This window comes from Pantoea sp. E2023-21 (assembly GCF_051302795.1).
Classification (GTDB): Bacteria; Pseudomonadota; Gammaproteobacteria; order Enterobacterales; family Enterobacteriaceae; genus Pantoea; species Pantoea ludwigii_A.
The window spans coordinates 465,317-482,934 of sequence record NZ_CP195344.1 but is presented as its reverse complement, the minus strand read 5'-3'; the positions used below and the strand labels follow the sequence as shown (position 1 = coordinate 482,934).

The following is a 17,618-nucleotide window of genomic DNA, read 5'->3' as shown; positions in this document are numbered from 1 at the left end:
GCATGCATGCGCACCGGATTTTTCACCGTTAAACGATGCCCTGGCTGCGCAGGTAATCTTCATAGTTACCGGTGAAGTCGACAATACGATCGGCTTTCATCTCCATCACGCGCGTGGCCAGCGAGCTAACAAACTCACGGTCATGCGAGACGAAAATCAACGTCCCTTCATACATCTCAAGCGCCATGTTGAGCGACTCGATCGATTCCATATCAAGGTGGTTAGTTGGTTCATCCATGATCAGGATGTTCGGCTTCTGCATCATCAGCTTGCCAAACAGCATGCGGCCCTTCTCACCACCTGACAGCACCTTAGCGGGCTTGTTAATCTCGTCGTGACCAAACAGCAGACGACCGAGAATACTGCGCACCGCCTGCTCGTCATCGCCTTCCTGCTTCCACTGGCTCATCCAGTCGAATACCGTCAAATCGTCAGCGAAGTCTTCCGCGTGATCCTGGCCGTAATAACCAATGCGCGCATTTTCAGACCATTTCACCGTACCGCTATCCGGCGTATGTTCACCGACCAGCGTTTTCAGCAGCGTGGTTTTACCGATACCGTTAGCACCGAGAATCGCCAATTTCTCACCGACTTCTAACATCAGGTTGAGTTTATTAAACAGCGGACCGTTATCAAAACCTTTGGTCAGCGCTTCCACTTCCAGCGCATTACGGAACAGCTTCTTATCCTGATCAAAACGGATAAACGGGTTTTGACGGCTGGACGCTTTGACTTCTTCCAGCTTAATTTTATCAATCTGCTTAGCACGTGAAGTTGCCTGGCGTGATTTAGAGGCGTTGGCGCTAAAACGGCTCACGAACGATTGCAGATCGGCAATTTGCGCTTTCTTCTTGGCGTTATCCGATAATAAACGTTCGCGTGACTGCGTAGCCGCGGTCATATATTCGTCATAATTACCTGGATAAACGCGCAGTTCGCCATAATCCAGATCCGCCATATGTGTACACACCATATTCAGGAAGTGACGGTCATGCGAAATGATGATCATGGTGCTGTTACGTTCGTTGAGCACTTGCTCCAACCAACGAATGGTATCGATATCCAGGTTGTTGGTCGGTTCATCGAGCAACAAAATATCTGGATTGGCAAATAATGCCTGCGCTAAAAGGACACGCAATTTCCAGCCCGGCGCAATTTCGCTCATCGGACCGTAATGCTGCTCCACCGGAATGCCAACGCCCAGTAATAATTCACCGGCACGTGATTCCGAACTGTAACCGTCCATCTCGCCGTATTCGACTTCAAGGTCGGCCACTTTATAGCCTTCCTCTTCGCTCATTTCTGGCAATGCATATATACGGTCACGCTCTTGCTTCACTGCCCACAATTCATTGTGGCCCATGATCACGGTGTCCAGCACACTATATTGCTCAAAGGCAAATTGGTCCTGACGTAACTTACCGATACGCTCATTTGGGTCGAGGGAAACATTTCCACCCGTTGGCGCCAAATCGCCGCCCAGTATTTTCATAAAGGTAGATTTACCGCTGCCGTTCGCACCGATTAAACCGTAACGATTACCGCCGCCAAATTTAACGGAGATATTTTCGAACAGCGGCTTACTGCCGAACTGCATGGTGATATTGCTGGAAACTAACACGGCATTGACCTTTGTTACGCAGTGGAGGAAAAAACAGCGGGCATTATGCCAGAAGCGGGCACCCGGACGCCACCTCTGCGCCAGAGGCAGACGTTGCAATAGGCTAAAGGTGTTGTTGCTCATACAGAAATAAAAACAACAAAAAAGCCGGGGGCATTTGCCCCCGGCTCCCACTTACAAGGATTGTGCGGATTATTTGATCAGGAAAGTGTCGAGGCTTTTACCTGAATCCAGTGCTTTTTTAATCGCAGCTGGCGTACGGCCCTGACCGGTCCATGATTTTACTTCACCGTTTTCGTCGGTATAAGAATATTTTGCTGGACGTGGTGCACGCTTAGCGCGTTTTTTACCAACTTCCAGAGCACCCAGTAATTCGTTCGGGTCAATACCGTCAGCCAGCAGCATTTCGCGATATTTAGACAGCTTCTCTTCTTTTTCGCGGTTCTGCGCTTCTTCAGCGTTTACTTCGTCACGACGTTCAGTCACAACAACAGTTAATTTTTCCAGAATTTCTTCCAGATCGGTCAATGGCAGTTCACGAGCCTGCGCACGTAATGTGCGAATGTTGTTCAGAACTTTAAATGCGTCACTCATCACAATGTCCTTGCTTAAGGGGGTTAAATAAACTGTAGTGGCAAGATTACCTAATTCAAATAAAAAAATAAATTAATTTTATTGCCTGGATTAATCTGAAGTTGCTTACATATTTCTTACGTTGTGGTTTAAAACTGGGATAACCGCTTTAATTAACCCTGAATTAACAACCCTCGCCTGTTCCTAATGCTGGAACTGGAATCGATTTCAAACCAATATTACCAAGGATTAAACAATCATTTAGCGGCTATTGAGCGGCGCAGCATTAGTGAGCATAAAGGTAAGAAAGGATTAATGGTGTAACGGAAAACCTCTTTTCATAGGGGATTATTATATTGCTGAGGATGAGAGAAGAATCTCATTTTTTCTTATCGTGCCGATAAAAAAGCCGGTGATTAACCGGCTGCTAAGTAAAATTAATGCACTTCCGTTGCGGGACCAAACACAGAATAGTCTGGTAGGTTGACATTTTGATAGGGTTCCCAGCCACCGCCAAGCGCTTTATATAACGCCACTAAATCAAGCGCACTTTGCATGCGCGCCTGCGTCGATTGTGCTTTGGCTTGCGCCAATTGTCGCTGCGCATCTAATACATCCAGGAAGGTGGAAATACCCTGACGATAACTGTCGCTGGCCAAATCAAATGCGCGTTGTAATGCGCCGGTGGTCTCATCCAAAGCGATAACCTGCTGCTGATCGGCACGATAACTTACCAGCGCGTTCTCCACATCCTGTAATGCAGTTAATACTGTTTGACGATAATCGAGTGCCGCGCTGGCTTGCTGAGCGCGCGCCAATTTTACGCTTGAGACTAAACGTCCGCCCTGAAAAATAGGAATCGACAGCGACGGACCCACGCTAAAGAAGTGGCTGCTCCAGTCATCCAGATAGCTGGCATCGGTATTTCGCACGCCAAGCTGGCCAGTGAGCGACAGGCTGGGAAAGAGATCGGCCACTGACACGCCAATATTGGCGGTTTGTGCATGCAGCGTGGCTTCGGCCTGACGAATATCCGGGCGTCGGCGCGCCAGCGTGGACGGAATGCCGACCGGCACCAATTTTGGCAAATCGGGCAGCGGTTTTTTATTCATCAGTTCGTTATCCAGCGCGCCAGGCGTTTTACCCAGCAGCACCGCCAAACCGTTCATTGCCTGAAGTTGCTGCGCCTGATATTGCGGTAACTGCGCATTCAACGATGCCAATTGTGCGCGTGCATTTTCCACATCCGTCGTGGGCGCTAAGCCGTTTTTCTGCTGGCTTTGCGTCAATTCCCAGGTTTGCTGCGCGACGTCAATTTGCTGCTGCAAGGTGGCCAGCACCGCCTGTGAACCACGCAATTGCAAATAGGCGCGTGCCACTTCGGCTTCCAACGACACCAACGCATCGTTGCGCTGCTCAATCGCCGCCTGCTGCTGCGCATCAGCGGCTTCCATCTGGCGACGCACTTTGCCCCACAGATCCAACTCCCAGCTGGCGTCAAAGCTGCCCTGATATAAAGTCACAGAATGGTCTAAACCGTTCAGCTGATTAGCAACATCGCTATCGACTTGATCATAAACACCGTTGGATTTCAGCAAGCCTTTTAAACCCAACTGCTGACGGGTGACTTTCGCCGAGCCGTTAAGCGACGGGAACAACCCGCCGCGCGCCTGCGCCAGTTGCTCACGCGCACCGGCGATGCGCAGCACCGATTGTTGCAGCGTTAAATTACCGGCAATGGCGCGCTCAATCAGGCTATCGAGCTGCGGATCGTTAAAGCTTTTCCACCATAGCGGATGGGTCGCCGCCGCCAGTGGCTTCGAAGCCTGTTGTGAAGGCAGATCGTGATAACCGCCCGGCGTATGCGCCTGCGGTGGCTGATAATCAGGTCCTACGGCGCATCCGGCCAGCAACAGGGACAGCGCCAGCAACGTCAGTGACGGCGTAGAGCGCGAAAACTTGTTCATTTTAATGTGCTCCTGCACCGCCTTCGCTCTTAATCGGCGAAAGCAACCAACAAAATGGAATCAATAGCAGAGCCACGATACTCAGGCCCATAAATACGTCGATGTACGCCAGAATGCGCGCCTGCGCGATCATCTCCTGATAGAGCTGCCCACTCGCCAGCACCAGCGGATCGCCCACAGCGGTGGTGAAATTGCGGATCGAGTCAGCCCAGTGTTGCAGCGTGAGATTGTAAGGCTCATTGAGCGGCGACATGTTGTGCACCATGGTGGCCGATCGCGTCTGCATGCGTTCGGTAATCCCCGCCGTCGACAGCGAAATACCGATCGAGCCGGCGACGTTGCGGAACATGGTGAACAGCGCCGACGCATCGGCATTTAATCGCTGCGGCACGGTGATAAACGCAATCGTCGTCAGCGGCACAAACAAGAAGCCGAGGCCGATCGACTGCGCACTACGCATCATCACCAGCGTGGTGAAATCGACATTGGGCGTCAGCGTGGTGGAATAGAAGAACGCGCTGGCAAGACAGGTGAAGCCGAAGGCGATGATGTAGCGCGTCTGCACTATCGGCATCAGCTTCAGCACGATGGGTATCGTCAACACGATCAATATCGCGCCGGGCGACAGCACCAGCCCCGACCAGGTTGCGGTGTAGCCAAGATCCTGTTGCGCCAGTTGGGGAAGCACCACCGAACTGCCGTACAGAATCATCGCCATGCCCGCCATCAGCAAGCCCGCCACCCAGAAGTTGCGATCTTTCATTACGGTGAGATCGACTACCGGCTTACGCGCATACAGCAGCCAATAAATGGCCCCAATAATGCCGATTACCGCCAGCATGGCGAACAGCCGAATAAAGTGTGAGGCGAACCAATCTTCATCTTCACCGCGATCGAGAAACACCTGCAAACAGCCGAGCCCTAAGGTGATCAGGCTGATCCCGATGTAATCGATCTTCAGGCGACCTTTATCCCACTTACGCTCCCACGGCGGATCTTCCAGCAGCTGATAAATGGCCATCACGGTTAATATGCCGACCGGAATGTTAATGAAGAACACCCAGCGCCAGCTGTAGTTATCGGTGATCCAGCCGCCGAGCGTGGGACCGATGACGGGTGCAACGATGATGGCAATCGACGACAGGCCAAAAGCTTTGCCGCGATCTTCTGCTTTGAAGTAATCAAGCAGCACCGATTGTTGTACCGGCTGCAAACCACCGCCAAAAAAGCCCTGCAGGATGCGGAATAAGATAATTTGCCACAGCTCGGTGGCAATGCCGCACAGGAAGGAGCAGATGGTGAACATCACGATGCAGATCAGGAAGAACTGCTTGCGGCCAAACAGTCGGCTAAAGAACGCCGAGATCGGCAACACAATGCCGTTTGCCACCAGATAAGAGGTTAACACCCAAGTCGATTCGTCATAGCTGGAGGAGAGCGAACCGGCAATATGCGGCAGCGCAACGTTGACGATGGTGGTGTCGAGAATCTCCATAAACACCGCCAACGTAACCGTTATGGCGACCAGCCACGGATTGCTGGCCGGACGCCAGCTTTCGCTCGCACTCATTCCACTGTCACCTTCGGTTCAACCGACAAGCCCAGCGGCAGCGGATGATTGGCATCTAATCCCTTATCGATGACGATTTTCACCGGCACGCGCTGCACGATTTTCACGTAGTTGCCGGTGGCATTTTCCGCCGGGAAAGTGGAGAAGCGCGAGCCTGAACCCATCTGTACGCTATCCACATGCCCTTCCAGTTTCATATCCGGCCAGGCATCTACGCTAATGTCGACTTTATCGCCCGGCTTCATTCGCGCCAGCTGCGACTCTTTGAAGTTGGCGTTAATCCAGATTTCAGGCGAAACCAGTGAGAACAGTGCGCTGCCGGCCTGCACCAGCGTGCCCAACTGCACATTACGCTTGGTGACAAAGCCATCGTAAGGCGCGCGAACCTGGGTATAAGAGAGATTCAATTCAGCGGTATTGAGCTGCGCTTGTGCCTGCTCAACCTGCTGCTCGCGCGCTTCCACATTGGTTTCCTGCTGACGAATTTGTAGCTTCACCTGTGAAGCCACTTCGACCTGCGCCTTAGCACTTTGCAGTTGCGCTTCTGCTGAACGCAGCTGCGCGGCGGCCGTATCAATATTGCGTTGTGAAGTTGCACGCGGATCAACGCCGCGTTGACGACGATAATCGGCCTGCGCATTGAGCAAATTCGCTTGCGCTTTGGCTTGATCGGCGAGGGCTTGATCGCGCTGCGCCGGATATTGCACACGGGACAAGGCTAACTGCGCCTGCGCCTGATGCAACTGCGCTTGTGCCAGACCAAGCTGGGCTTTTGCCTGATCGCGCTGCGCTTCGCTATCACGCGCGTCGATCTCCACCAGCAAATCGCCCTGCTTCACGCGCTGGTTATCTCTCACTAGCAACTTCACCACATAACCGGCCGCTTTCGGCGCGATGGTGACCGCATTGCCTTCGGTAAAGGCATCGTCAGTGCTTTCAATGTTGCGGGTCGTCAGCCAGAACCATAATCCCACCACGATCATAATCACCACAACAATGGCGAGAAAAATCAGCGGCTTCTTTCCGGGACGTTTACGTTCTGGTTCGTTGTTATCTTGATGGGTGTTAGAGGTGTTTTGCGGATCTTGCTGATCGCGTTCAGACGGTTGGTTCTGGTTTTCACTCATAATTTTTCATCGTAGGCAGTTGTCCCGATTCCCGGGCAAAAACGGTCAACATAACCTTAGATGGGAAATTGACAAATGCCAATGCAACTTTACACAAGCCGACATTGGCACTCGGCTAGCGCAATAGGTGCAACAGCAGCCATCCGCCCGCCATCGACCAGGCAAGCATCGGGATAGAAAACAGATGGAAGCGCCACCAAACCCGCGCATCCTGCGCCATACGTAAGGCAATGAGATTGGCGAGCGATCCTGGTAGTAAGCCAAATCCACCGATATTCACCGCCCACGCTAACACGTCGGAGGGTGGCACTTTCTGCAAAAGCAGAATGGTGGCGGGAACGTTACTGATAATTTGCGAGAAGCCGATCGCCAGCAGGTAGAGGCCGCCTTCACCGAGCTGACCAATGGCGGCAAAATGCGGCTGCAGCCAGGATAAATGCATTAACAGGAAGACATCGATAAACATCGCCACGAACACCAGCAGCAAACTCCAGTCAATGCTGATCAACACGCTGCGCGCCATGATCAGGAAACAGGCCGCTACCAGCAGCAGCGCCCAGCCGGTCATTTTAAGCTCCAGCGCGACGATAAACACTATATACAACACCACGCTGACGACGAACAAAGACTTGCGCCACGCCAGGGCTTCACCTTGCTCATGCTTTTGAATTGTGCGTGCCGGGAAACTCCACCAAGTGAGCGCCATCAGCGTCAGCATCAAAAATGCCGCCAATGGCGCCATCTGCGCAATAAAGCCGGGCACGCTGAGCGTACCGTGACTCCACAGCAGAATGTTTTGCGGGTTGCCAACCGGCGTTAATAACGAGCCGGCGTTTACCGCCAGCGCTTCGAAAATGATCAGACGGGAAATAGGCAGGCGCGAGAATTTGCGCAGCGTCAACGTCAGTGGCACCAGAATAAACAGTGCGATATCGTTAGTGAGAAAAGTAGAGAGTAACGCGGCGGCGCAAACCATGAACAACGCCAGCGCGCGTTCGTGCTGGAAGCGTTGGATCAGGCGCGCGCCGAGCACATCAAAATAGCCGCTGTTTTCCAGCCCTTTGGTTAACATCAATAGGCCGGTGAGCGTCATGATGGTATGCCAGTCAACGGCAGTCGGCAGTTGCGACCAGCGGAAATTCGCCAGCGGCAACATGATCACACCCAATAACAACAACAAATGCAAAATACGATCGCGCATTAAGGAACGAAGCAGATTGGGCATGATGGCGAAAGGCCTTGTGGTTAACGACTCTCGTAAAATTTCTGGAAGACGGCCAACGTTTCATCACTGACGTGATGTTCAAGGCCTTCTGAATCTCGGCGTGCGGTTTCCGGGCTTACGCCCAGCGCCAACAGGAAGGTTTCAACAATATGATGACGAACGCGGCTCGCTTCAGCCAGCTTCTCACCCTCAGCGGTCAGGAACACGCCGCGATATGGCACTTGCTCGACTAAGCCGGTGGTGCCAAGACGCTTCAGCATTTTCGCCACGGTGGGCTGGGAAACGCCCAGACGTGCGGCCATATCCACCTGACGCGCTTCGCCAAATTCGCGAATCAAATCAGAGATTAATTCTACATAGTCATCGATCAGCTCACGACGATGCGCCTCGCGCACCTGACGAAATCCTTCGACATGCTCCTCGATCTCTTTTAGCGGGCCCTGGGGCATGTTGGTGGCAATTTTTGCACGACGACTCATTCAACTTCCTCTTTATTATCTGCCGCACTTTACCTACGGTGCGGGCTGGCTGCGCCCATTGTAAACCAGGCTCAAATAAGCACAAATTTTTCCTAAATAGTGTTGGCTAAAGAGTATAGCCAATGCTATCTTTGTTGATAATGTAAGCGAATAGCTTACAAAGGCTACAAAGAAAATGTCGTCATTCACTCGGGAGGTGAACATGACTACCATGAAAAACTGCCTCGACTGTGGCAAATGTTTCCAGGCTGAACAGAGCAAACCGGCTTTTGAGCTGAAATCGCTGCTGTGCCTGTTTACCCGCTCGCCATTTGCGCTGCGTTTGATGCTGATTGAAAAGCTCACCGGCAAACAGCTGGTTGAACGTCCGTGCCCAAAACTGATCTGGCGCGGCTAACGTTCCCACTCATTCTTTTCAGCAAAGCCCGCTCATGTAGCGGGCTTTGTGTTTATAAACGTGGGTAAATCGCTTATTGCACCCATAAAAAAACGGCCCCGAAGGGCCGTTCATTGTGCAACTGGTCTAAGCAAGAACTTAGAAGCTGTAACCTACGCCAGCAATCCAGGTGCCAACGTCGACGTTGCGGATACGGCTCTGCTCGTAACCTACGTCCAGTGCGACGTTCTCGATTGGGTTGAACTGCATGCCCGCACCATAAGAGAAACCGTAGTCGCTGGTATCAGACTTAGAACGTACAGAGGTGTCGTTCTGCTGGAATTTACCGTAGCCCACACCTACAACACCGTAGATGCTTGCCCAGTCGTTCAGACGGTAAGCTGGACCACCGGTGATGCCGTAGTACTGAGCTTTGTTATAAGCGCCAGCATCAGTACGATCTTTCTCGGTGTAGGTGAAAGAACCGATCCAACCCAGTGGGTTAGAACCATCTTCGTAACGATATTTCAGGTTGAAGCCGTTTGCTTTGTTAGCAACGCCTTGATAATCGCTCTGAGCGTAACCACCGGTAACGGTGCTTTGTGCCATGGCAGAACCTGCAGAAACTGCAAGTACACAAGCCAATGCTGAAAGACATGCAATTTTTTTCATAACCACCTCAAATGTGAATATACTTCTCTCCTGACAACGCTATAAATATAACAAAAAACAGCAAGAAACTCTGCCCGCATTTTGTTGTCTAACAGATTGTTTGGTGTAACAGAAAGTTAATGAAGTTTCCTATGTCATTCATTTTACTTATAAAAACCATCATATTCCTGCAACAAAATTTCCGATCACAAAAAATGCCTTTAAGTAAATTCCTAAACTAACCTGACGTTTCTTTACGGAAATGGCACTAAAAATGGCTAAATTCTGACCGGTCAGCGCGTTTTATTTCCCCGCATCGCGCCTCCTTATTTGCTGCAGATTCCTTTACACTGAGCGCTTGTTACTCTGCTGTTAATAAATAAAAGGAATGGATTACAGGATGTCTGCGCCTCTAACGACCAAAAATATGGCCCCGGTGTTGTTCCCTATTGCCGTATTACTGATTGCGATGCTCTCACTGCAGGGCGGCGCTTCACTGGCGAAATCGCTGTTTTCTACCGTTGGCGCACCGGGCATTACCGCGCTACGTCTTGGTCTTGGCACCCTGATCCTCTGCATCATTTTTAAACCCTGGCGTTTGCGTTTCACGCGTGAGCAGCGCAAACCGTTGCTGATGTATGGCTTAGCGCTTGGCTGCATGAATTATCTCTTTTATTTAGCCATTCGTACTGTGCCACTTGGTGTGGCGGTGGGCTTAGAATTTCTGGGACCGCTAACGCTGGCCTTGATTGGCGCGCGCCGCCCACTCGATTTTATATGGGTGCTGCTGGCGGTGATCGGTTTGTGGTTCCTGTTGCCGATCGGTGAAGGGATGAGTCATATCGATCCACTTGGTGCGCTGCTGGCGGTGGGAGCCGGCGCTTGCTGGGCGGTCTATATTCTTGCGGGGCAACGTGCTGGCGCCGAACATGGTCCGGCAACCGTCGCGATGGGCTCGCTGATTGCCTCGGTCATTTTTGTGCCGCTCGGCCTGATATTTGCCGCACCGGGAATCTGGCATTGGGATGTGCTGCCGCTGGCGCTGCTGATCGCCCTGCTTTCCAGCGCCATTCCTTATTCTCTTGAGATGATGGCGCTGACGCGTCTGCCGGCGCGCATTTTTGGCACTTTAATGAGTCTGGAACCGGCGATGGCCGCGCTTTCAGGCATGCTGTTCCTCGGTGAGTTGTTAACGCTGAAGCAATGGCTGGCGTTACTGGCGATCATCATCGCCTCGGCAGGCTCGACGCTAACCATGAAACAAAAAAGCGCCAAAATAAGCGAAGTGGATATTGCCAACCCGCAATAAATAGGCTTATTTCAGCCTGCTTGACGGCAGGCTAAATATTTAAGCATTCTCATTATCACTTTCACCGAGATTTTGAAGCATTCTCTGTTATTATTTTGCAACACGATTAATAAATAATTAACACAAGCATCAAGCCTATGTTTTTAAACAACTAAAAATAAAAAAGCACAATCCATGAGCAATATTAAGATTTATCTATCCCTGCCATTGACTTAATCAAGCCTGCAAATTAAAAAACTGCTGCTATACTTATTTCCGTGCTTGATTAGGACAACCATCAATAAGAGGACATTAATGATGAGTACCGCAAAACTGGTTAAAACTAAATCGTCTGATCTGATTTACACCCGTAATGACGTCGCTGATAGCGATAAAAAAGCGACCATCGAGGTGCTCAACCGTCTGGTAGTGGAGTTTATTGACCTGTCGCTGATCACCAAGCAGGCGCACTGGAACATGCGTGGCGCCAACTTTATTGGCGTACATGAGATGCTGGATGGTTTCCGTACCGCCATTACCGATCACCAGGACACTATCGCTGAACGTGTGGTTCAGCTGGGCGGTGTGGCGCTGGGTACCACTCAGATCGTGAACGACAAAACACCCTTGAAAAGCTATCCGCTAAACATTCATAGCGTGCAGGATCATCTGAAAGCGCTGGCCGATCGTTATGCGATTGTGGCGAATGATACCCGTAAAGCTATCACAGAAGTAAGCGATGAAGACACCGCGGATATTTTCACAGCCGCATCGCGCGATCTGGATAAATTCCTGTGGTTTATCGAATCAAATATCGAATAAATTTCAGTGTAATAACGAAGGCGGGTTATCCCGCCTTTTTTTACGCCTGTAACATTATGGTGCTTTTTTTGACGTTGTTAACAATTCCTTAATCCCTTCTTTCGCTCTCCCCGCCCTTGGTGCACACTGTGCCTGCACCACAACAGCACTACGCACCAAAATGAAGCACCAATAAGGTGCAAAACTTTTCGTCTGCGCAAAATCGTGTCAGCAAGTGCTTAAAACTACTGATTTCGATCAAAATGAAAAGTTGGCATAATTTTTTCATATGATAGGCCGTACATCGGGCCATCAGGCCTGAAGGGTAATAAGGAAAAAAATGATGAAGTCATTGATTAAAGTCTCCGTGGCCGCGCTGGCGCTGGCCTTCTCGCTTTCCTCCACCGCAGCAGACAAAAAACTGATCGTCGCAACCGACACTGCATTCGTTCCCTTCGAGTTCAAACAAGGCGATAAATACGTCGGTTTTGATATCGATCTGTGGGATGCCATCGCGAAAGAACTGAAACTCGATTACGCCTTCAAGCCAATGGATTTCAGCGGCATCATTCCCGCCCTGCAAACCAAAAACATTGACCTGGCGCTGGCGGGTATCACCATTACCGAAGAACGTAAAAAAGCCATCGAGTTCTCTGACGGCTACTACAAAAGCGGTTTGCTGGTGATGGTGCGCGAGAATGAAAAAGATGTGAAGAGTATCGACGATCTGAACGGTAAAGTGGTCGCAGTGAAAAGCGGCACCGGTTCGGTTGATTACGCGAAAGCCCACATCAAATCGAAAGACCTGCGTCAGTTCCCTAACATCGACAACGCGTACATGGAGTTAGGCACCCAACGTGCTGATGCCGTGCTGCATGATACCCCTAACATCCTGTACTTCATTAACACTGCCGGTAAAGGCCGCTTTAAAGCGGTTGGCGAGTCGATTGAAGCGCAGCAGTATGGCATCGCGTTCCCGAAAGGCAGCGACGATCTGCGTGAAAAAGTGAACGGCGCACTGAAAACCCTGCGCGACAACGGCACATACAACACCATCTATAAAAAATGGTTCGGTACTGAACCAAAATAATTCCGGCCTCAGCCGATTTTGCAGCAGGGAGCATAACACTCCCTGCTTTTTACATTTCCACGCAACAGATTTGGAGTCACACCATGGAGTTTGACTGGAGCGTCATTTGGCCTGCCCTGCCGATTTTAATCGAAGGTGCCAAAATGACCCTGCTGATCTCGGTCCTCGGCCTGGTCGGCGGTTTAATTATCGGCCTGGTTGCCGGTTTTGCCCGCGCCTACGGCGGCTGGATCACCAACAACATCGCCTTAGTTTTCATCGAACTGATTCGCGGTACGCCAATCGTGGTGCAGGTGATGTTTATTTACTTCGCCCTGCCAATGGCCTTCCCGGATCTGCGTATCGATCCATTTAGCGCCGCAGTGGTCACCATCATGATCAACTCCGGTGCCTACATCGCAGAAATCACGCGCGGTGCGGTGCTGTCGATCAACAAAGGCTTCCGTGAAGCAGGTCTGGCGCTGGGCCTGTCGCGCCGCGAAACCCTGCGTTACGTGATCATGCCGCTGGCACTGCGCCGTATGCTGCCACCGCTGGGTAACCAATGGATTGTCAGCATCAAAGATACCTCGCTGTTTATCGTGATTGGCGTGGCCGAACTGACGCGTCAGGGTCAGGAGATTATCGCCGGCAACTTCCGTGCGCTGGAAATCTGGAGCGCCGTTGCCATCATCTATTTGGTTATTACGTTGGTGTTGAGCTTTGTGCTGCGCCGTATTGAGAAAAGGATGAAAATTCTGTGATTGAATTTAAAAACGTCTCGAAGAATTTCGGCCAGACTCAGGTTCTGCACAACATCAACCTGAAGATTAACCAGGGCGAAGTGGTGGTGATTATCGGGCCATCCGGTTCCGGTAAATCTACGCTGCTGCGCTGCATTAACAAGCTGGAAGAGATCACCACCGGCGATCTGATTGTCGATGGTATGAAGGTCAATGATCCGAAAGTGGATGAGCGCCTGATTCGTCAGGAAGCGGGCATGGTGTTCCAGCAGTTCCATCTGTTCCCACAGATGAGCGCGCTGGATAACGTCGCCTTTGGCCCGATTCGCGTGCGTGGTGCGAAGAAAGAAGAAGCGCATAAACTGGCGCGCGAACTGCTGGGCAAGGTCGGCCTTGCCGAACGTGCGCATCACTTCCCGTCGGAGCTTTCTGGTGGTCAGCAACAGCGCGTAGCCATTGCGCGTGCGCTGGCGGTGAAACCAAAGATGATGCTGTTTGATGAGCCCACCTCAGCCCTCGATCCTGAGTTGCGTCACGAAGTGTTGAAAGTGATGCAAGATCTGGCGGAAGAAGGCATGACGATGGTCATCGTGACGCACGAAGTCGGTTTCGCCCAGAAAGTCGCTTCACGTCTGATCTTTATCGACAAAGGCACCATCGCGGAAGATGGTAACCCGGACGATTTGATCACTAACCCGCCAAGCGATCGTCTGCGCGAGTTCCTGCAGCACGTATCCTGATAGCTTGGTCGCCGTGGTTGGCGACCGATTATGTAAGGTCGTCATTGATGACGACCTTCTTCCCCACCGCCCCACACACAAATCAATTTTCCTTTCAGAATCTGTACCTTCCATCACTGACTATACTTCTCTCTTGTGCCGTTCAAGGAGAAAGCGATGTTGTCTGCCAGCCCACCCGGTCGTTCCACCCTGTGGTTACTTTTCAGTTTGTTCACTCTGTTTGTCATCGCCCCGGCGCAGGCCGTTAATCTGCCGCAGGCGGCCGTTGCGGCACAGCAGTCGCAAAAGCCCGCCGCTGAGACACCAGCCGAAGGTGAACCCAGCGTAGAAGAGAAAAAAGCCGCGTATGCCGCGCTGGCCAATATTCTGGATAACAACACCTCACGCCAGGAGCTGATCGATCAACTGCGCCAGGCCGCTAACAGCAAATCCACCGATGAACACCCGGTGCTCGCGCCGCCGCAGGCCACTCAGGACGATCCCACCGTGCTGGAGAGCGTCACCAGCGTAACGCGCCAATATGGCGGCGCGGTGGCCGCGCAGTTTGTCCAGCTGCATGACAACATCACCAATGCGCCACACAAGTCTTTTAACCAGCAAACCTTCCTCAACGCGCTGAAATACTTTGCCGCCCTCGCCGCCGCGGTGTTTGCTTTGTACTGGCTAACACGGCGCCTGATGTGGCCGGTCTGGCGACGTATGGGCCGCTGGGGGCGCCATCAAAACCTTGAACGCACCAAGTGGTTGCACTTGCCCGCCACCATCATGATGGCCTTCGTTCTCGATATTGTGCTGCTGGCATTAACGCTGTTTGTCGGTCAAATCATCAGCGACAACTATCACGACGGCAACCGCACCATTGCCTATCAGCAAGGGCTTTTCCTCAACGCCTTCGCACTGATTGAATTCTTCAAAGCGGTTCTGCGCCTGATTTTCTGCCCGCATTTCCCGGCACTGCGCTTCTTCCACTTATCAGATGCGCGCGCCAGTTACTGGAACACGCGTCTGAGCTGGCTAAGCGGCATCATCGGTTACGGTTTACTGGTGGTGGTACCGATTGTCTCCAATCAGGTCAATATTCAGGTGGCCGCGCTGGTCAACATGCTGATTATGGGGATCATGACCGGCTGGGCGCTGTGGCTGATTTTCCGCAACAAAAGCAATATCCATCAAGAACTGTCGCGTCTCGCCGATCGCAGCATGAGCTTCTTTGCCCTGTTTATCCGCGCCTTCGGCATGGTCTGGCACTGGCTGGCCAGCGCCTATTTTATCGCGCTGTTCCTGTTCTCCATCTTCAATCCCGGTGACAGCCTGAAGTTTATGATGTCCGCCACGGTGCGCAGCCTGGCCATCGTGGTTATCGCTGCGCTGATTTCCGGCATGCTGACGCGCTGGATCAGCAAAACCGTCACGCTGTCGCCCGATATGCGCCGCAACTATCCCGAGCTGCAAAAACGCGTCAATGATTGGGTGAAAGCGCTGCTGAAACTGGCGCGCGTGGTTACCGTATTTGCCACGCTGTTGCTGCTGCTCAACGCGTGGAATCTGTTTGATCTCTGGCACTGGCTCACGCTCGGTACCGGCCAAAAAATGGTCGATGTGCTGATTCGTATCGTGATGATTGTGCTGCTGTCGGCGGTGGGCTGGACGCTGCTGGCGAGCCTGATCGAAAGCCGTCTTGCCTCGGATTCACACGGCCGTCCAATGCCGAGTGCGCGTACCCGCACGCTGTTGACGCTGTTCCGTAACGCGCTGGCGGTGGTGATCAGCACCATCACCATCATGATTTTACTGTCGGAAGTGGGTGTGAATATTGCGCCGCTGCTGGCCGGTGCCGGTGCGCTCGGTCTGGCGGTGTCGTTCGGTTCGCAAACGCTGGTGAAGGACATCATCACCGGCATCTTTATTCAGTTTGAAAACGGCATGAACACTGGCGATCTGGTGACGATTGGCCCAATCACCGGCACGGTGGAACGTATGTCGATCCGCTCGGTGGGCGTGCGTCAGGATACCGGCGCGTATCACATTATTCCGTGGTCATCGATCACCACATTCGCCAACTTTGTGCGCGGCATTGGCTCGTTCGTGGCGAACTATGATGTGGATCGCAGTGAAGATAGCGAACGCGTGAACCAAACGCTGCAAGCTGCGGTAAAAGATCTGCTGGAGAACCCGGATATTCGTGGCATGGTCATTGGCGAGCCGAGCTTTGCCGGATTAGTCGGATTAACCAACCAATCCTTTACCGTGCGCGTGTCATTCACCACGCAGCCGCTCAAGCAGTGGACGGTGCGTTTTGCGCTGGATGATAAGGTGAAGAAGCATTTTGATGCGGCCGGCATTAAAGCGCCGCATCAAACGGTGGAAGTCATGCAGACCGGCAGCGATATCACCTCTGCGGCAACCTTGCCGGCGTTGCCACCGGCACAATGAGGCTAGCGTTTCAGTCGTTTAGCGCGTGTCGCTGGCGGCTGGAACGTCCAGGCGATAAAGCGGCTCTGCTTCTGCCCCTGCGCCATTTCGATGATACGGACTTCATAGGCATCGAGATCGCGCAGCTGGTCACGCAGCGCGGGTAGATTCTCTTTACGCGACACCAGCGAAGTGAACCAGCCAATATGGTCTGCTTGCGCCACGCTTTCAGCGATCATCTGCCCGACGAACTTGCGCTCACCGCCATCACACCATAGCTCGCTGTGATGCCCACCAAAATTGAGCGGTGCGTTTTTACCTAAGCCGAGGTTACGCGTTTTGCGCTGACCCACAGTGGCGGCCTCTTGCGCGGAAGAGTGGAACGGCGGATTACACAGCACGGCGTGATAGCGCTCATTTTTGTGCACCACGCCCGCAAAAATGGCCGACGCATCCTTTTGACGGCGCAGACGAACACCGCGCTGCAAGCCCGGATTACTCGCCACGATCTGACCCGCAGCGGTAATCGCTTCGGCGGTGATATCGGTACCGGTGAAGCGCCAGCCATATTCGGCGTTGCCAATCAGCGGATAAATGCAGTTCGCGCCGCAGCCGATATCCATCACATCCAAATCGCGCGGAATCACACCGCCGTTGTCACTCGCCAGCAGATCGGCCAGCGCATGCACATAATCAGCACGCCCCGGCACCGGCGGCGTAAGGTAGCCTTTCGGCAGTTGCCAGTTGAGATTATAGAACAGCTTCAGCAGCGCCTGATTCAGCAGCATCACGGCTTCGGGATCGGCGAAATCCACCGACAACTCGCCGTAGCCGTTGGGACGCACTTTCACCGCCAGCGGCGGATGGGCTGCGGTCAGAGCAGCAAAATCATAACGGCCTTGGTGGCGGTTACGCGGATGGAAAGGTGACGCGGCGGCTGGCTTGTTCATAGTTTCTCCGGAAAATAGCGCGGGCG

Annotated in this window: 16 protein-coding genes; 7 read left to right on the top strand and 9 right to left on the bottom strand. The window is 52.5% G+C overall.

From position 1 onward, the window contains the following. Positions 1 to 28: 28 nt before the first annotated feature. From ACRQ84_RS02320 to mntR, 7 genes are all read right to left on the bottom strand, one after another. Positions 29 to 1,621 carry an ABC-F family ATPase gene (locus ACRQ84_RS02320; protein ID WP_176970927.1) on the bottom strand — a complete coding sequence of 531 codons (1,593 nt, stop codon included), beginning with the start codon at positions 1,619 to 1,621 and terminating at the stop codon, positions 29 to 31. Between the two features lie 192 nt (positions 1,622 to 1,813). Then, entirely contained in the window at positions 1,814 to 2,215 is a 402-nt protein-coding gene (locus ACRQ84_RS02315; RefSeq protein WP_008102525.1) for an H-NS family histone-like protein, read from the bottom strand. Between the two features lie 416 nt (positions 2,216 to 2,631). Continuing rightward, a complete protein-coding gene (locus ACRQ84_RS02310) occupies positions 2,632 to 4,161 on the bottom strand; it encodes an efflux transporter outer membrane subunit (RefSeq protein ID WP_064740696.1) in 1,530 nt (509 codons plus the stop codon). Position 4,162: 1 nt separating this feature from the next. After that, complete coding sequence (locus tag ACRQ84_RS02305; protein WP_483817084.1) at positions 4,163 to 5,731, bottom strand: DHA2 family efflux MFS transporter permease subunit; 1,569 nt, start codon at positions 5,729 to 5,731, stop codon at positions 4,163 to 4,165. Next, on the bottom strand, positions 5,728 to 6,858 hold the full coding sequence (locus tag ACRQ84_RS02300; protein ID WP_483817083.1) for an HlyD family secretion protein: 1,131 nt from the start codon (positions 6,856 to 6,858) through the stop codon (positions 5,728 to 5,730). Before ACRQ84_RS02300 ends, ACRQ84_RS02305 begins: the two co-directional genes overlap by 4 nt. 115 nt (positions 6,859 to 6,973) lie before the next feature. Further along, positions 6,974 to 8,083, bottom strand: coding sequence for an SLC13 family permease (locus ACRQ84_RS02295; protein ID WP_483817082.1), 1,110 nt, complete (start codon positions 8,081 to 8,083; stop codon positions 6,974 to 6,976). 20 nt (positions 8,084 to 8,103) lie between these two features. After that, a complete protein-coding gene (gene mntR / locus ACRQ84_RS02290) occupies positions 8,104 to 8,562 on the bottom strand; it encodes a manganese-binding transcriptional regulator MntR (RefSeq protein WP_008102536.1) in 459 nt (152 codons plus the stop codon). A gap of 202 nt (positions 8,563 to 8,764) precedes the next feature. Between mntR and ACRQ84_RS02285 the strand changes: the two genes are divergently transcribed. Beyond that, complete coding sequence (locus ACRQ84_RS02285; RefSeq protein WP_064740691.1) at positions 8,765 to 8,959, top strand: hypothetical protein; 195 nt, start codon at positions 8,765 to 8,767, stop codon at positions 8,957 to 8,959. Between the two features lie 138 nt (positions 8,960 to 9,097). Here ACRQ84_RS02285 and ompX read toward each other — a convergent pair whose 3' ends face one another. Beyond that, positions 9,098 to 9,610 (bottom strand): outer membrane protein OmpX, encoded by a 513-nt coding sequence (ompX, locus tag ACRQ84_RS02280; protein ID WP_483817081.1) that lies wholly within the window; start codon positions 9,608 to 9,610, stop codon positions 9,098 to 9,100. 379 nt (positions 9,611 to 9,989) lie between these two features. Between ompX and rhtA the strand changes: the two genes are divergently transcribed. The 6 genes from rhtA (at position 9,990) to ybiO (ending at position 16,663) form a co-directional block, all read left to right on the top strand. Further along, positions 9,990 to 10,898 carry a threonine/homoserine exporter RhtA gene (rhtA, locus tag ACRQ84_RS02275; protein ID WP_064740689.1) on the top strand — a complete coding sequence of 303 codons (909 nt, stop codon included), beginning with the start codon at positions 9,990 to 9,992 and terminating at the stop codon, positions 10,896 to 10,898. Positions 10,899 to 11,195: 297 nt separating this feature from the next. Beyond that, positions 11,196 to 11,699, top strand: coding sequence for a DNA starvation/stationary phase protection protein Dps (gene dps / locus ACRQ84_RS02270; RefSeq protein WP_036620516.1), 504 nt, complete (start codon positions 11,196 to 11,198; stop codon positions 11,697 to 11,699). A gap of 322 nt (positions 11,700 to 12,021) precedes the next feature. Continuing rightward, on the top strand, positions 12,022 to 12,768 hold the full coding sequence (glnH, locus tag ACRQ84_RS02265) for a glutamine ABC transporter substrate-binding protein GlnH (RefSeq protein WP_064740688.1): 747 nt from the start codon (positions 12,022 to 12,024) through the stop codon (positions 12,766 to 12,768). Positions 12,769 to 12,851: 83 nt separating this feature from the next. Further along, positions 12,852 to 13,511 (top strand): glutamine ABC transporter permease GlnP, encoded by a 660-nt coding sequence (gene glnP / locus ACRQ84_RS02260; RefSeq protein WP_007887744.1) that lies wholly within the window; start codon positions 12,852 to 12,854, stop codon positions 13,509 to 13,511. Next, complete coding sequence (gene glnQ, locus ACRQ84_RS02255; protein ID WP_483817080.1) at positions 13,508 to 14,230, top strand: glutamine ABC transporter ATP-binding protein GlnQ; 723 nt, start codon at positions 13,508 to 13,510, stop codon at positions 14,228 to 14,230. Before glnP ends, glnQ begins: the two co-directional genes overlap by 4 nt. Before the next feature lie 156 nt (positions 14,231 to 14,386). Further along, on the top strand, positions 14,387 to 16,663 hold the full coding sequence (ybiO, locus tag ACRQ84_RS02250; RefSeq protein WP_483817079.1) for a mechanosensitive channel protein: 2,277 nt from the start codon (positions 14,387 to 14,389) through the stop codon (positions 16,661 to 16,663). A 2-nt stretch (positions 16,664 to 16,665) separates the two neighbouring features. On the opposite strand, the gene rlmF is transcribed toward ybiO, so the two are convergent. Next, positions 16,666 to 17,592, bottom strand: coding sequence for a 23S rRNA (adenine(1618)-N(6))-methyltransferase RlmF (rlmF, locus tag ACRQ84_RS02245; RefSeq protein WP_483817078.1), 927 nt, complete (start codon positions 17,590 to 17,592; stop codon positions 16,666 to 16,668). Between the last annotated feature and the right edge of the window lie 26 nt (positions 17,593 to 17,618).

Coding starts and splice junctions, on each gene's coding strand:
- dps (WP_036620516.1), top strand. CDS start 11,196: ATGAGTACCGCAAAACTGGTTAAAACTAAATCGTCTGATCTGATTTAC.
- ACRQ84_RS02305 (WP_483817084.1), bottom strand. CDS start 5,731: ATGAGTGCGAGCGAAAGCTGGCGTCCGGCCAGCAATCCGTGGCTGGTC.
- glnP (WP_007887744.1), top strand. CDS start 12,852: ATGGAGTTTGACTGGAGCGTCATTTGGCCTGCCCTGCCGATTTTAATC.
- mntR (WP_008102536.1), bottom strand. CDS start 8,562: ATGAGTCGTCGTGCAAAAATTGCCACCAACATGCCCCAGGGCCCGCTA.
- ACRQ84_RS02285 (WP_064740691.1), top strand. CDS start 8,765: ATGACTACCATGAAAAACTGCCTCGACTGTGGCAAATGTTTCCAGGCT.
- ACRQ84_RS02310 (WP_064740696.1), bottom strand. CDS start 4,161: ATGAACAAGTTTTCGCGCTCTACGCCGTCACTGACGTTGCTGGCGCTG.
- glnH (WP_064740688.1), top strand. CDS start 12,022: ATGAAGTCATTGATTAAAGTCTCCGTGGCCGCGCTGGCGCTGGCCTTC.
- ybiO (WP_483817079.1), top strand. CDS start 14,387: ATGTTGTCTGCCAGCCCACCCGGTCGTTCCACCCTGTGGTTACTTTTC.
- ACRQ84_RS02300 (WP_483817083.1), bottom strand. CDS start 6,858: ATGAGTGAAAACCAGAACCAACCGTCTGAACGCGATCAGCAAGATCCG.
- ACRQ84_RS02295 (WP_483817082.1), bottom strand. CDS start 8,083: ATGCCCAATCTGCTTCGTTCCTTAATGCGCGATCGTATTTTGCATTTG.
- ACRQ84_RS02315 (WP_008102525.1), bottom strand. CDS start 2,215: ATGAGTGACGCATTTAAAGTTCTGAACAACATTCGCACATTACGTGCG.
- rlmF (WP_483817078.1), bottom strand. CDS start 17,592: ATGAACAAGCCAGCCGCCGCGTCACCTTTCCATCCGCGTAACCGCCAC.
- rhtA (WP_064740689.1), top strand. CDS start 9,990: ATGTCTGCGCCTCTAACGACCAAAAATATGGCCCCGGTGTTGTTCCCT.
- ompX (WP_483817081.1), bottom strand. CDS start 9,610: ATGAAAAAAATTGCATGTCTTTCAGCATTGGCTTGTGTACTTGCAGTT.